The sequence below is a fragment of the Cupriavidus consociatus genome, from assembly GCF_017814975.1.
In the GTDB taxonomy this organism is placed as follows: domain Bacteria; phylum Pseudomonadota; class Gammaproteobacteria; order Burkholderiales; family Burkholderiaceae; genus Cupriavidus; species Cupriavidus consociatus.
Genome location: NZ_JAGIQA010000001.1, coordinates 144,242 through 157,451, shown reverse-complemented (window position 1 = coordinate 157,451; position 13,210 = coordinate 144,242). Strand labels below are relative to the sequence as shown.

Annotated in this window: 12 protein-coding genes and 1 tRNA gene; 6 read left to right on the top strand and 7 right to left on the bottom strand. The window is 66.4% G+C overall.

What is annotated here, in order from left to right; genetic code table 11:
* Positions 1-14 precede the first annotated feature (14 nt).
* Both argA and J8I82_RS00715 read left to right on the top strand, forming a co-directional pair.
* Positions 15-1,490 (top strand): amino-acid N-acetyltransferase, encoded by a 1,476-nt coding sequence (gene argA / locus J8I82_RS00720; RefSeq protein WP_245179269.1) that lies wholly within the window; start codon positions 15-17, stop codon positions 1,488-1,490.
* Positions 1,491-1,593: 103 nt separating this feature from the next.
* On the top strand, positions 1,594-1,866 hold the full coding sequence (locus J8I82_RS00715; RefSeq protein WP_209753816.1) for an oxidative damage protection protein: 273 nt from the start codon (positions 1,594-1,596) through the stop codon (positions 1,864-1,866).
* 103 nt (positions 1,867-1,969) lie between these two features.
* On the opposite strand, the gene rpiA is transcribed toward J8I82_RS00715, so the two are convergent.
* Positions 1,970-2,656: a ribose-5-phosphate isomerase RpiA gene (rpiA, locus tag J8I82_RS00710; RefSeq protein ID WP_029046162.1), complete on the bottom strand. Its 687-nt coding sequence runs from the start codon at positions 2,654-2,656 to the stop codon at positions 1,970-1,972.
* A 166-nt stretch (positions 2,657-2,822) separates the two neighbouring features.
* Here rpiA and tal point away from each other — a divergent pair, with 166 nt between their 5' ends.
* On the top strand, positions 2,823-3,779 hold the full coding sequence (gene tal / locus J8I82_RS00705) for a transaldolase (protein WP_209753815.1): 957 nt from the start codon (positions 2,823-2,825) through the stop codon (positions 3,777-3,779).
* 57 nt (positions 3,780-3,836) lie between these two features.
* On the opposite strand, the gene J8I82_RS00700 is transcribed toward tal, so the two are convergent.
* The 3 genes from J8I82_RS00700 to rnr form a co-directional block, all read right to left on the bottom strand.
* Positions 3,837-4,568, bottom strand: a complete 732-nt coding sequence (locus J8I82_RS00700) for an SIR2 family NAD-dependent protein deacylase (protein WP_245179268.1) — start codon at positions 4,566-4,568, stop codon at positions 3,837-3,839.
* 49 nt (positions 4,569-4,617) lie between these two features.
* Complete coding sequence (rlmB, locus tag J8I82_RS00695) at positions 4,618-5,361, bottom strand: 23S rRNA (guanosine(2251)-2'-O)-methyltransferase RlmB (protein ID WP_012353149.1); 744 nt, start codon at positions 5,359-5,361, stop codon at positions 4,618-4,620.
* Positions 5,362-5,452: 91 nt separating this feature from the next.
* Entirely contained in the window at positions 5,453-8,050 is a 2,598-nt protein-coding gene (gene rnr, locus J8I82_RS00690) for a ribonuclease R (RefSeq protein ID WP_209753813.1), read from the bottom strand.
* A gap of 70 nt (positions 8,051-8,120) precedes the next feature.
* Here rnr and J8I82_RS00685 point away from each other — a divergent pair.
* The 3 genes from J8I82_RS00685 to J8I82_RS00675 all read left to right on the top strand — a co-directional run bounded on the left by J8I82_RS00685 (position 8,121) and on the right by J8I82_RS00675 (position 9,690).
* A tRNA-Leu gene (locus J8I82_RS00685) sits at positions 8,121-8,207 on the top strand.
* A 343-nt stretch (positions 8,208-8,550) separates the two neighbouring features.
* A complete protein-coding gene (locus J8I82_RS00680) occupies positions 8,551-9,006 on the top strand; it encodes an Rrf2 family transcriptional regulator (RefSeq protein WP_209753812.1) in 456 nt (151 codons plus the stop codon).
* Between the two features lie 72 nt (positions 9,007-9,078).
* A complete protein-coding gene (locus J8I82_RS00675) occupies positions 9,079-9,690 on the top strand; it encodes an NAD(P)-dependent oxidoreductase (protein ID WP_209753811.1) in 612 nt (203 codons plus the stop codon).
* Positions 9,691-9,750: 60 nt separating this feature from the next.
* Here the strand turns inward: J8I82_RS00675 and J8I82_RS00670 are convergent, their stop codons facing one another.
* The 3 genes from J8I82_RS00670 to J8I82_RS00660 all read right to left on the bottom strand — a co-directional run bounded on the left by J8I82_RS00670 (position 9,751) and on the right by J8I82_RS00660 (position 13,036).
* Positions 9,751-10,320, bottom strand: coding sequence for a phosphoribosyltransferase (locus tag J8I82_RS00670; RefSeq protein ID WP_209753810.1), 570 nt, complete (start codon positions 10,318-10,320; stop codon positions 9,751-9,753).
* A gap of 138 nt (positions 10,321-10,458) precedes the next feature.
* Positions 10,459-11,799 (bottom strand): adenylosuccinate synthase, encoded by a 1,341-nt coding sequence (locus tag J8I82_RS00665; protein WP_209753809.1) that lies wholly within the window; start codon positions 11,797-11,799, stop codon positions 10,459-10,461.
* Positions 11,800-11,884: 85 nt separating this feature from the next.
* Positions 11,885-13,036 (bottom strand): ATP phosphoribosyltransferase regulatory subunit, encoded by a 1,152-nt coding sequence (locus J8I82_RS00660; RefSeq protein ID WP_209753808.1) that lies wholly within the window; start codon positions 13,034-13,036, stop codon positions 11,885-11,887.
* Positions 13,037-13,210 lie beyond the last annotated feature (174 nt).

Below are 13,210 nucleotides of genomic sequence, written 5' to 3'. Positions count from 1 at the left end.
TTATAATCCGCGGGATGAACGCCAGAACCGATACGCCCCAGCCGGCAACCACTACCGACACGGCCGCAGCCGCCGCGGCGGAGCCGCCCGCCACGGCTGAACTCCCTCCGCCTGCCCCGACTTCCATCGAGCCTGCGACCGCGCCGGGGCCGGCAGCCGCCGATGCCATCGAACGCGGCGGCCCCGACCACCAGCAGTTCGTCGACTGGCTGCGCATGGTGGCGCCGTATATCCACGCCTTCCGCGGCAAGACCTTCGTGATCGCGTTCGCGGGCGAACTGGTCAAGTCGGGCGTGCTCAATGCGCTGGTCAATGACGTGGCGCTGCTGCATGCGATGGGCATGCAGATCGTGCTGGTGCACGGTTCGCGCCCGCAGGTGGAAGAGCAACTGGCGCTGCGCCATGTCGAGTCGCAATTCGTCGACGGCGTGCGCATTACCGACAACGCCGCGCTCGAATGCGCCAAGGAAGCCGCCGGCGAACTGCGCCTGGACATCGAGGCCGCATTCAGCCAGGGACTGCCCAATACGCCGATGGCCGGCGCGCAGCTGTCAGTGATTTCCGGCAACTTCGTCACTGCGCGCCCGGTCGGCATCGTCAACGGCACCGACTACCAGCACACCGGGCTGGTGCGCAAGATCGATGCCGAGTCGGTGCGCATGTCGCTGTCGCACGGCAAGGTGGTGCTGCTGTCGCCGCTGGGCTTCTCGCCGACCGGCCAGGCCTTCAACCTGTCGATGGAAGACGTGGCCAGCGCCACCGCCACCGCGCTCAAGGCCGACAAGCTGATCTTCATTACCGAAGTGCCGGGCGTGCCTGACCCGGTCGGCAAGCTGATGCCGGAAATGTCGCTGCGCACGGCCGTGGAGCGCCTGCAGAACAATCACCTGCCGCATGACGTGGCGGACTACCTGCACCACCTGGTGAAGGCGCTCAAGGGCGGCGTGCCGCGTGCGCACCTGATCCCCTATGCGCTGGACGGGTCGGTATTGCTGGAACTGTTCCTGCACGATGGCGTCGGCACCATGCTGTCCGACACCGACCTCGAAAGCCTGCGCGAGGCCACGCTGGACGACGTCGGCGGCATCCTGCAACTGATCGCGCCGCTTGAAGCCGACGGCACGCTGGTGCCGCGCGGACGCCACCTGATCGAGCGCGATATCGCCAATTTCTCGGTGATCGAGCACGATGGCGTGCTGTTCGGCTGCGCCGCGCTCTATGACTACCCGCGCGAGAACATGGGCGAAATGGCCTGCCTGACGGTCTCCGCTGAAGCTCAGGGTACCGGCGACGGCGAACGCCTGCTCAAGCGCATCGAGCGCCGCGCCCGCGCGCTCGGCCTGGAGCGCCTGTTCGTGCTCACCACGCGCACCGAGCACTGGTTCCTCAAGCGCGGCTTCGTCCACGCCAACGTGGACGACCTCCCGGAAGACAAGCGCAAACTCTATAACTGGCAGCGCAAGTCGATGGTGCTGATGAAAAAGCTGTGACGGCGTAGGGTCAATGGCCGCCGCGCCGCGGCCTGCCGCCCTGCTTGGCTACAATAGCGCCAGCGCCCTGAGCCCAGTCTAACGAACGAACAAGGAGTCCCCCATGGCCCGCATGGTCCATTGCATCAAGCTGAACAAGGAAGCCGAAGGCCTCGACTTCCCGCCGCTGCCCGGCGAACTGGGCAAGAAGATCTGGCAGAGCGTGTCGAAGGAAGCATGGGCCGGCTGGCTCAAGCACCAGACCATGCTGATCAACGAGAACCGCCTGAATATGGCCGACGCGCGCGCGCGCCAGTACCTGATCAAGCAGACCGAAAAGTACTTCTTCGGGGAAGGCGCCGACCAGGCGCAGGGCTACGTGCCGCCGCAGTCCTGATCCCGGACCGCGTCCCATCGAAAAAGGGGTGCCCGAGGCACCCCTTTTTGCTACCGGCCGATTAACGGCGGATTGACGACCGATTAACGACCGATGCGTCGGATCAGTAGTCCGTGCGCTGCACACCGTCACCGGTGCCAAGCAGCAGCACGTCCGCGCCACGCAGCGCGAACAGGCCCACGGTCACCACGCCCGGCACCTGGTTGACGGTTTGCTCCAGCCCGCGCGGGTCGTCGATCTTCAGGCCGGCGACATCCAGGATCACATTGCCGTTGTCGGTCTTGTAGATGCCGCCTTCCTTGGTCATGCGCAGCTTCGGCTGGCCGCCCAGCGCCTGCAGCTTGCGCGCGACCGCTGCGCGTGCCATCGGGATCACCTCGACCGGCAGCGGGAAGGCGCCCATGGTGCCGACCAGCTTGCTGCCGTCGGCGATGCAGACAAAGCGCTTCGCCACCGAGGCAACGATCTTCTCGCGCGTCAGCGCGCCGCCGCCGCCCTTGATCATGGCGCCGCTGGCATCGATCTCGTCGGCGCCATCGACGTACACCGGAATCTCGTCGACTTCGTTCAGGTCCAGCACCTTGAACCCGTGCTGCTGCAGGCGGCGCGTGGAAGCCTCGGAGCTGGACACGGCACCCGCGAAGCGCTCCTTGAACGCCGCCACGGCATCAATGAAGAGGTTGGCGGTGGAGCCGGTGCCCACGCCCAGCACGGCGCCTTCGGGAACTTCCTGCTTCACATAGTCGGCGGCGGCCTGCGCCACCAACGCCTTGAGTTCATCCTGAGTCATGACAACAGCCAGATTGCGTTGGGGGAAACGCATAGTGTAGCGGATTGAGCGGCATACCCCGCCACCGGCGGTACAATGGATCGGCCGGGCCGGCGCTTGCCGCCCCGCCACCGCAAACCGAATCGCCAACGATTCAGCGCCAATTCAGCGCCAACGACTAAGCGACATGAACCAGCTCGAACAACTCAGGCAGTTCACCACGGTAGTGGCCGATACCGGCGACTTCCAGCTGATGAAGCAATACACCCCGCAGGACGCGACCACCAACCCCTCGCTGATCCTGAAGGCCGTGCAGAAGCCCGAATACCGGCACCTGCTGGAGAAGGCGGTGCAGGATCACCATGGCAACGGCGGCGTCGATGCGGTGATGGACGAAGTGCTGATCGCCTTCGGCTGCGAGATCCTGGCGATCGTGCCGGGCCGCGTCTCGACCGAAGTCGACGCGCGCCTGTCCTTTGACACCACCGCCACCGTCAACAAGGCCCGCCACCTGATCCAGCTGTATGAGCAGCGCGGCATCGCGCGCGAGCGCGTGCTGATCAAGATTGCGTCGACCTGGGAAGGCATCCGCGCGGCGGAGATCCTCCAGCGCGACGGCATCCGCTGCAATATGACGCTGCTGTTCTCGCTGGTGCAGGCAGTGGCGTGCGCCGAAGCCGGCGCGCAGCTGATCTCGCCCTTCGTCGGCCGCATCTTCGACTGGTACAAGAAGCAGGCCGGCGAGCAGTGGGACCCCGTCGCCAACGGCGGCGACAACGATCCTGGCGTGCGCTCGGTGCGCCAGATCTATGACTACTACAAGAAATTCGGCTATCCGACCGAGGTGATGGGCGCCAGCTTCCGCAGCACCGCGCAGATCCTGTCGCTGGCCGGCTGCGACCTGCTGACCATCAGTCCCGAGCTGCTGGAGCAACTGGCCGCCGGCCAGGGTACGTCCGAGCGCAAGCTGTCGGTCGACCAGGCCCAGGCCGCCAATATCGCCCGCATCACGGCGGACGAGCCGGCATTCCGCTGGCAGCTGAATGAAGACGCGATGGCCACCGAAAAGCTGGCCGAAGGCATCCGCCTGTTCGCGGCGGATGCAGTCAAACTGGAAAAGCTGATCGGCGAGATCGCCAGATAGGCGCCAGATCAAAGCCAGATAAGCGCCAAGTAAGCCGGCAGTGCCGGCTTATCTGGCTCAGTCTGGCTCGACGCCCGGCTGCGGCCACAGCAGCGGCAGGCAGGCGCCTGCTGCTGCCTTCACCACGAGGTCCGCGGTCTGGTCCAGCGCGGACGGCAGCGGGTTGATCACGATGACGGGCGCGCCGTGCTCCTTTGCCAGCCCCGGCAGCGCCGCAGCGGGATAGACCAATCCCGATGTCCCCACCACCAGGCACAAGTCGGAAGTCTCCGCCGCATGCTCGGCGCGAAAGCGCGCCACGCGTGGCAGGTCTTCACCGAACCACACCACGCCAGGACGCATCAGCGCCCCGCACAAATGGCAGCGCGGCGGCATGCCGGGCAGCGCGCTGGCTTCCTCGCAGCGCCCGCAGCCATCCAGCCATTTGTTGGCGAACAGATTGCCATGCAGTTCGATCACATGCTGGCTGCCGGCACGCTGGTGCAGGCCGTCGACGTTCTGCGTCACCAGGGCGACGGTCTTCTGCGCGGCCAGCGCCACCAGCGCGTGGTGCGCGGGATTGGGATGGGCGGCCGCGACCAGCGCGCGCCGGTGCAGGTACCATTCCCACACCAGTTCTGGCTGGCGCCGGTAAGCCTCTTCGCTGGCCAGCTCCTCCGGATTGAACCGTTCCCACAGGCCCGTCATCGCATCGCGGAAGGTCGGCACGCCCGACTCGGCCGATATGCCGGCACCGGTCAGCACGAAGATGCTGCGCGCCTGCACGATCAGCCGACGCGCCTCTTCCATCCCGGGCCAGGGCTCAGAGGTGGGGCGTAGCGGATCGGCCACCATGGCGTCAGCGCGGCAGGCGCCGCTGGCGCACCGCTTCGTACAGGCAGACGCCGCTGGCCACCGAGACGTTGAGGCTCTCGACACCGCCGGCCATCGGGATGCCGACCAGTTCGTCACAGGTCTCGCGCGTCAGGCGGCGCATGCCCTCGCCTTCGGCGCCCATCACGATCGCGGTCGGGCCCTTGAAGTCGATGTCGTAGAGGGACTTCTCGGTACCGTCGGCGGTGCCGATCACCCAGATGCCACGTTCCTGCAGCTCGCGCAGCGTGCGCGCCAGGTTGGTCACGGTGATATACGGCACGGTCTCGGCCGCGCCGCTGGCCACCTTGGCCACGGTTGCATTGAGGCCGACGCTGCGGTCCTTGGGCGCGATCACCGCGTGCGCGCCGGCGCCGTCGGCCACGCGCAGGCAGGCACCCAGGTTGTGGGGATCGGTGACGCCGTCGAGCACCAGCAGCAGCGGCGTGCCTTCGATGCCATCCAGCAGCTCGTCCAGGTTCAGCGCGAGGGCAACGTCTTCGGCCCGTGCCACCACGCCCTGGTGCCGGTCGGTGCCGGCCATGCCGCGCAGGCGCTCGGCGTCGACCGGATGCAGGCGCACGCCCAGGCTTTCGGCCAGGCGGACGAAGTCTTGCATGCGCCGGTCGCGGCGGGCGGATTCGATGTAGATATCCGACACGCCCTTGGGATCTTGCCGCAGGCGCGCGGTCACGGCGTGAAAGCCGATCAGGAGTTTTTGTTTAGCCATGGGCGCGATTGTACTCGCCCGGGCGCCGCCCCCGCGCAGGCGGGGACGGCGGCTGGCCTTGGCGTGCCTTGATAACGCGCCTTAACTCGCCTTAGCGCTTGCGCGGGGTGCGCTTGGCAGCAGACTTGCCGGCCGTCTTGGCAGGACGCGGCTTCGGGGCCGGCTTGCGCGGCTTCTCCAGGTGCGCGGGCTTGGGCTTGGCCGCGCGCTTGGCCGGCTTGCCGCCGGTCCTGACGTGCGGCTTGAGCGGCGTGATCACCGCTTCGAACACCGGCTGCTCCTCGATCACGCGGTCGAGCGTCTCGTCGAATGACTCTTCCGGCTTGGAGGAACCGCCCAGCAGCGCCGCCAGCTGGCGCCCCTTCTTGCGTGCCGGCACCGCGTGGGCTGCCGGGACGCGCGGCTGCGTGTCGGTGCCGGTTGCGCGCGCGCGCAATGTCCTCGCCGACGGTTCCTGCACCAGGCGGAAGTCGATCTTGCGTGCATCGAGGTCCACACGCGAGACCTGCACGCGCACGCGGTCAGTCAGGCGATAGCGGATGCCGGTGCGCTCGCCGCGCAGTTCGTTGCGGGCCTCGTCATACTGGAAGTAATCGCTGCCCAGTTCGGTCACGTGCACCAGCCCTTCGACATACAGTTCGTCGAGCTGCACGAAGATGCCGAACGACGTCACGGCGCTGACGGTGCCGGCAAAATCGCTGCCCAGCTTGTCGCGCATGAAGTAGCACTTGAGCCAGGCTTCGACATCGCGCGACGCCTCGTCGGCACGGCGCTCGTTGGCCGAGCAATGCAGGCCAAGCTCGTCCCAGATCGCCTCGTTGCGCTTTGCGCGCGCGGCCGCCAGCTCCGCCTTCTGCTCGGCGTCCTTGGCCTGCAGGCGGCGCGCCTTGGGCGAGATCGCGGTGTTCAGCTCGGTGCCGTGGGCGAATGCGGGCTGGTACTTGGTATGCGCCAGCACCGCCTTGATCGCGCGGTGCACCAGCAAGTCGGGATAGCGGCGGATCGGGCTGGTGAAATGCGCGTAGGCACCGTACGCCAGGCCAAAGTGGCCGATATTGTCGGGGCTGTACACCGCCTGCTGCATCGAGCGCAGCAGCATGGTCTGCAGCATCGGCGCATCGGGGCGGGACTTGATCTTGTCCATCACCTCGGCATAGTCGGACGCCTGCGGCTTGTCGCCGCCGCCCAGCGACAGGCCGGCGGTCTTCAGGAACTCGCGCAGGTTCTTCAGCTTTTCTTCGCTGGGGCCGGCGTGGATGCGGTACAGCGCCGGGTGCTTGAAGCGCTCGAGGAAATCCGCCGCGCACACGTTGGCGGTCAGCATGCATTCCTCGATCAGCCGGTGAGCATCGTTGCGGGTGCGCGGCAGGATCTGTTCGATCTTGCCCTGCGCATTGCAGACGATATAGGTCTCGGTGGTGTCGAAGTCGATCGCGCCGCGCTCGCGCCGCGCCTTCAGCAGGACCTGGAACAGCTCGTACAGGTTCTGCAGGTGCGGCACCAGCTCGGCGCGCTTGTGCGCCTCGGGACCCTTGGTGTTGGACAGGACCGACCAGACCTCGTTGTAGGTCAGGCGCGCGGTCGAGTGCATTACCGCGGGATAGAACTGGTAGCCCTTGAGTTCGCCCTTGGCGGTGAGCACCGCATCGCAGACCATGCACAGCCGGTCGACGCTGGGATTGAGCGAGCACAGTCCGTTGGACAGCTTCTCCGGCAGCATCGGAATCACGCGGCGGGGGAAGTAGACAGAAGTGGCGCGGTCCAGCGCATCGGCATCCAGCGGCGTGCCGGGGCGCACGTAATGCGATACATCGGCGATCGCCACGATCAGGCGCCAGCCTTTGGCACGCCCGATCTTGACCGGCTCGCAGTAAACCGCATCGTCGAAGTCGCGCGCGTCTTCGCCGTCGATGGTCACCAGCGGGATGTCGCGCAGGTCGATACGGTGGTCCAGGTCGGCCTGACGCACCTCGTCCGGCAAGGCGGCGGCTTCCTTGGCCGCCGCCGGGGAGAAGGCATGCGGCACGCCATACTTGCGCACCGCAATCTCGATCTCCATGCCGGGATCGTCGATCTCGCCGAGGATCTCCACCACGCGGCCCACCGGCTGCACATAGCGGTCGGGATACTCGATCAGCTCCACGCTGACCACCTGCCCCACGCGCGCCGTGCCCTGCGCCTTGGGCGGGATCAGGATGTCCTGGCTGATGCGCTTGTCTTCGGGCGCGACCACCAGCACGCCGCCCTCGCTGAGCAGCCGCCCGATCACGAAGCGGTTGGCGCGCTCGATGATCTCGACGATCTGGCCCTCGGGCCGGCCGCGGCGGTCGTAGCCCACCACGCGCACTTGCGCGCGGTCGTTGTGCATGGCCTTTTGCAGCTCGCGCTCGGGCAGGAAGATATCGTCTTCGCCATCGTCGCGAATCAGGAAGCCGAAGCCGTCGCGGTGGCCCTGCACGCGGCCGGTGACGAAGTTGGGCTGGTGGGCCAGTTCATAGCGGCCCTTGCGGTTCAGTTCGATCTGGCCGTCGCGTTCCATCGCCGCCAGGCGCTTCTGGAAGCCGTCATGCTCCTTGCGCGTGACCGACAGGGCCTTGGCGATATCGCCTGCCGACTGTGGAGATCCCGACGTTCTCAGCACGCCCAGGATTTCTTCCCGGCTGGGGATCGGATAGTTGTTCTGATTCAATTTTTTCTGGAAACTATTTGACAAAATTCTCGCGCTCTCTATAATGAGCGCTTCGGTTGTTTCGACACCTGCCCAGGTGGCGGAATTGGTAGACGCACTAGGTTCAGGTCCTAGCGGTGGCAACACTGTGGAGGTTCGAGTCCTCTCCTGGGCACCAGATCACCGAGAAACCCGCAGCGCTTTCGAGCCCTGCGGGTTTTTTGTTTTCGGCGCTTTGTTGGCGTACCAGATCCGGCAACTTCCACTCCTTGGTTGGCGGCAACCTGCCGCGGTGTCATACGTGAGCGTACGGGGTTTTTCCCGTCCTTGAAACCGCAGGCAATGCCTTGCGCGGCAACCAAACCACATTGGCCCGGCAATGTCGAGGAGTGTAACAGCTTCAGTGGCGATTCCGGCATTCCGACGACCACCATATCGCGGCCCCCGCCCCTGCCATCGCGTTCTGCGTTGACAGCAGCCATCATATGTAACTATCATGGTTTCATATTATCCCCGACACCATGAGCACGAGCAGCCGGTTCGCCGTAGCGGTCCACATCCTTACCCTGCTGGCCAGTTCCGAGGAACCGGTGCCGTCATCGATGATCGCCGGCAGCGTCGGCACCAACCCCGCCCTGATCCGGCGGCTGGTGGGCCAGCTTGCCGAAGCGGGCCTGGTCAGCACCACCATGGGCAGCACCGGCGGCGCCGCGCTGGCACGCCCGGCGACATCGATCACGCTGCTTGAAGTGTTCCGCGCCGTGGAAACCACTGCGCTGATCACGCTGCACCAGAGCGCGCCGAACCCGGCCTGCATGGTCGGCCGCGAAATCACCGGCGCGCTGCGCAAGGTTGCCGACCGCGCCCAGGCGGCCATGGATGATACGCTGACCGGCATCACCATTGCCGGGATGCTTGCCGATGTCAAAGGCGCCGCGGCAGGTGCCGCTCAGCGCCGCAAGCGCTGCAAGCGCTGATTTTTTTAACCCAATATGTAACCAATCTGGTTTCATATCGAATCTCTGCCACCCAGTAAAGAAGGAGTGACCATGCATATCGCAATCATCGGCGCCACCGGGCGCGTCGGCACGCGCCTGATCGACGAAGCCTTGCGCCGCGGCCACCAGGTGACCGCCATCTCGCGCCAGGCGAGCGGGCTGCCGGCTCGCGCCGGCCTGACCACCAAGGACGTGGATGGCACAGATAGTGCCGCGCTCGCGGCGGCGCTGGCAGGCAATGACGTCGTCATCAGCACGGCACGCTTCGCGCAACTGAACGCGCAGCAGGTCACCTCGGCGGTGCGCCAGGCCGGCGTGCCTCGCCTGCTGGTGGTGGGCGGCGCCGGCAGCCTCCATGTCGCACCGGATGTGCAACTGGTGGATACGCCGACCTTTCCCGAGGCGTACAAGACCGAAGCCCTGTCGGGCCGCGACTTCCTCAATGCGCTGCGTGGCGAGCAACAGATCGACTGGACCTTCCTGTCGCCGTCGGCGCTGTTCGAGCCGGGCGAGCGCACCGGCAAATTCCGTATCGGCGAGGAAACCCTGCTGAGCGATGCCGCGGGCAAGAGCTGGATCTCGATGGAGGACTACGCGATTGCGATGCTCGACGAGATCGAAAAGCCGGCACATTCGCGCCAGCGTTACACGGTCGGCTACTGAGGCCATCCGTGCCAGTGCCGCGCGGCGGGTGCCGCCGGCACAGGTGCTGCCGAGCCGCGCTCAGGCGCTCGCGTCGTCGTCGAGCAGGCTGGCGCGCTTGCCGCGCTTGAGCCAGGCGCCCAGGTTGTGCGGGCGCAGCGTGTCGTACTCTTCGAACGGCTGGTGGATCCAGGGGTTCGACGGCAGGAAGGTCACGTGATAGTCCGGCTCGACCTTCGAGCAGGCCTTGTACCACAGCACCGCCGAGCGCACCTCGGTCACCGCCGGGTAGCGTTCCTTCAGGTGGCGGCCCACGCGTTCCAGCGTGATGCCCGAATCGACCAGGTCGTCGACCAGCAGGATCTTGCCCGACAGCTCGCCGCGCGTCATGGTGATGTACTGCGCGATGTCCAGGTCGCCCTGCTGCGTGCCGGCCGCTTCTCGATAGCTGCTGGTGGCCAGGATCGCCAGGGGCACGTCGAAGATGCGCGACATCTGGTCGCCCACGCGCAGGCCGCCGCGCGCCAGGCACAGGATCTTGTCGAACTTCCAGCCCGACTCATGCACGTTCAGCGACAGGCGTGCGATCAGGCGGTGGTATTCGTCCCACGAGACCCACAGGTTCTCTTCATCGTTGGTTGGCAGGTTCATCGTTTTGCTGTGGTTATCTTCGTGGCCGGTTGGCCCGGATGGCCAATAAGGATCGGCCCGCTTGTGCGGGCCGATGGTCTGTTGCAGGCCGCGGCGTTCGTGGCGCCGCGGCACTACGTCGTGCTTGTGCTTGCCGGGTCAGGCCTTGTACGGGTGACGCAGCAGGATGGTCTCGTCGCGGTCCGGACCGGTCGAGATCATGTCGATCGGGATGCCGACCACTTCTTCCACGCGCTTCAGGTAGACGCGGGCCGCCTCGGGCAGCGCGTCCCACGACTTCACTCCGAAGGTCGACTCGTTCCAGCCCGGGAACTCTTCATAGACCGGCTCGCACCGCGCCACGGCATCGGAGCCGCGCGGCAGGATATCGACCGTCGTGCCGTCGAGCGTGTAGCCAACGCACAGCTTGATGCTGTCCAGGCCATCCAGCACATCCAGCTTGGTCAGGCACAGGCCCGACACGCCATTGATCTGCACCGAGCGCTTGAGCGCGGCGGCATCGAGCCAGCCGGTGCGGCGCGGACGGCCGGTGACCGAACCAAATTCCTTGCCGACGTTGGCCAGGCGCACGCCGACCTGGTCCTGGCGCTGCGGGTTGTCGTTGTCGTACAGCTCGCTCGGGAACGGGCCCGAGCCCACGCGCGTGCAGTAAGCCTTGGTGATGCCCAGGATGTAGTTCAGACGGCCCGGACCGACGCCGGCACCCGCGGCGGCCGCACCGGCCACGCAGTTGCTCGAGGTCACGAACGGATAGGTGCCGTGGTCGACGTCGAGCAGCGTGCCTTGCGCGCCTTCGAACATCAGGTTGCCACCGGCGGCGTTGACCGCGTACAGCTCGGCCGAGACGTCGGCCACCATCGGGGCCAGGCGCGGCGCGAACGCCAGCGCGTCGTCCAGCGTCTGCTGAAAATCCACGGCTTCCGCGCCCAGGTACTGGGTCAGCATGAAGTTGTGGTAGTCCAGGTTCTCGCGCAGGCGCTCGGCAAACAGCTCGGGATCAAACAGGTCTTGCACGCGCAGCGCGCGGCGGGCAACCTTGTCTTCATACGCCGGGCCAATGCCGCGGCCGGTGGTGCCGATCTTGGCCGCGCCGCGACGGGCTTCGCGCGCCTTGTCGATGGCAACGTGGTACGGCAGGATCAGCGTCGCCGCCTCGGAAATGCGCAGGCGGCTCTGCACCTGCAGGCCGGCGGCTTCGAGTTCTTCGATTTCACGGAACAGCGCCTCGGGCGACAGCACCACACCGTTGCCGATGTAGCAGATCGTGCCTTCGCGCATGATGCCCGACGGGATCAGGCGGAGAATGGTCTTCTTGCCGCCGATGATCAGGGTGTGGCCGGCGTTGTGGCCACCCTGGAACCGCACCACGCCCTTTGCATGGTCGGTAAGCCAATCGACGATTTTTCCCTTGCCTTCGTCACCCCACTGGGTGCCGATCACGACGACATTGCGTCCCTGGCCTACTGCGGATGCGGACATATTGCTTTGGTCAATAGGTTAAAAACGTATTCTACTCTTGTTGCAGGGCGATTCCCGATTTTTGGCCGGGATTGCTCGCCCGGCGTCAGCGCGGCACCACGGCCCAGCCGGAATCCTCGCGCACCAGCTGGCGATCGCAGTTGAATTCGTCCAGCTCGTGGGTATGGCCAGGCAACGACTGGATCACGATCTCACCGGCGGCGCGCAGTGCGGAAATCGCGGCGCGCAGTGCCGGGTCCGCATCCCAGGGCGCGAAAATCGCCTGGGCGCGCACTTCCACCGGTGACAGCGACGCCACTTCGCGCAGGTCGAGCGAAAAACCCGTTGCCGGACGGGCGCGGCCGAAGGCTTCGCCCACCTTGTCGTAACGTCCGCCGCGGGCCACGTAGTTGGGCAGGCCCGCCACGTAGGCGGCGAACATCACGCCACTGTGATAGTGATAACCGCGCAGGTCCGACAGGTCGATGTTGACGCTGGCGCCGCGCACCTGCACCGCCAGCGCGGCCAGTTCGTCCAGCGCGCGGCCGATCGCCGGGCTCGCCGGCAGCGTGGCGCGGGCGCGCTCCAGCACTTCCACCCCGCCGTACAGCGTCGGCAGCGCGAGCAGGGCATCGCGTTCGGTCTGCGGCATGCCCACGGTCAGCTCGCGCAGCGCCGGCACGTCCTTGGTCTCGAGCGCGGCAAAGAGCGCGTCCTCGATCTTGCGGATCGACGGCAGCCCGGCAAGCAGCGCTTCCAGGATGCCGGCGTGGCACAGGTCGATGCGGATCTCCGACAGCCCTGCGGCCTGCAGCGCAGCCAGCATCAGCTCCTGGATCTCGACGTCGGCTTCGAGGCCGGCGTGGCCGTAGATTTCGGCGCCGATCTGGATCGGCTCGCGCGTGGCATGGAAGCCGGCCGGCCGCGCATGCAGCACGTTGCCGGCATAGCACAGGCGCGTCACGCCGGGCCGGTTCAGCAGGTGGGCGTCGATGCGCGCGACCTGCGGCGTGATATCGGCGCGCAGGCCCATGGTGCGGCCGGACAACTGGTCCACCAGCTTGAGCGTGCGCAGGTCCAGGTCATGGCCGGTGCCGGTCAGCAGCGACTCCAGGTATTCCAGCATCGGCGGCATCACCAGCTCGTAGCCGTAGGTGCGGAACAGGTCCAGCATGCGGCGGCGCAGTTCTTCGATCTTGCGCGCTTCCGACGGCAGCACGTCGGCAATGTTTTCTGGCAGCAGCCAATGGTTGGACATGGTGAATCTCTTCTCGGTCATTCGGTTACCCCGCGGGCTCGGCGCCCGCGGTGCCGGGCCACGCCCGGCACATTATTGCCGCGGTCTTGCCTCCCCGCGCGCCCGGTCCATCACTCGGCAATGATGGCTCCAGCCGGACAAAACCCCGGCAAGCCGGGGTTTCGTCAATTCGCC

What these genes read in the sequence shown, in the direction of transcription:
- argA (WP_245179269.1), top strand. Translation starts at nt 15, where the DNA reads ATGAACGCCAGAACCGATACGCCCCAGCCGGCAACCACTACCGACACG.
- J8I82_RS00715 (WP_209753816.1), top strand. Translation starts at nt 1,594, where the DNA reads ATGGCCCGCATGGTCCATTGCATCAAGCTGAACAAGGAAGCCGAAGGC.
- rpiA (WP_029046162.1), bottom strand. Translation starts at nt 2,656, where the DNA reads ATGACTCAGGATGAACTCAAGGCGTTGGTGGCGCAGGCCGCCGCCGAC.
- tal (WP_209753815.1), top strand. Translation starts at nt 2,823, where the DNA reads ATGAACCAGCTCGAACAACTCAGGCAGTTCACCACGGTAGTGGCCGAT.
- J8I82_RS00700 (WP_245179268.1), bottom strand. Translation starts at nt 4,568, where the DNA reads ATGGAAGAGGCGCGTCGGCTGATCGTGCAGGCGCGCAGCATCTTCGTG.
- rlmB (WP_012353149.1), bottom strand. Translation starts at nt 5,361, where the DNA reads ATGGCTAAACAAAAACTCCTGATCGGCTTTCACGCCGTGACCGCGCGC.
- J8I82_RS00680 (WP_209753812.1), top strand. Translation starts at nt 8,551, where the DNA reads ATGAGCACGAGCAGCCGGTTCGCCGTAGCGGTCCACATCCTTACCCTG.
- J8I82_RS00675 (WP_209753811.1), top strand. Translation starts at nt 9,079, where the DNA reads ATGCATATCGCAATCATCGGCGCCACCGGGCGCGTCGGCACGCGCCTG.
- J8I82_RS00670 (WP_209753810.1), bottom strand. Translation starts at nt 10,320, where the DNA reads ATGAACCTGCCAACCAACGATGAAGAGAACCTGTGGGTCTCGTGGGAC.
- J8I82_RS00665 (WP_209753809.1), bottom strand. Translation starts at nt 11,799, where the DNA reads ATGTCCGCATCCGCAGTAGGCCAGGGACGCAATGTCGTCGTGATCGGC.
- J8I82_RS00660 (WP_209753808.1), bottom strand. Translation starts at nt 13,036, where the DNA reads ATGTCCAACCATTGGCTGCTGCCAGAAAACATTGCCGACGTGCTGCCG.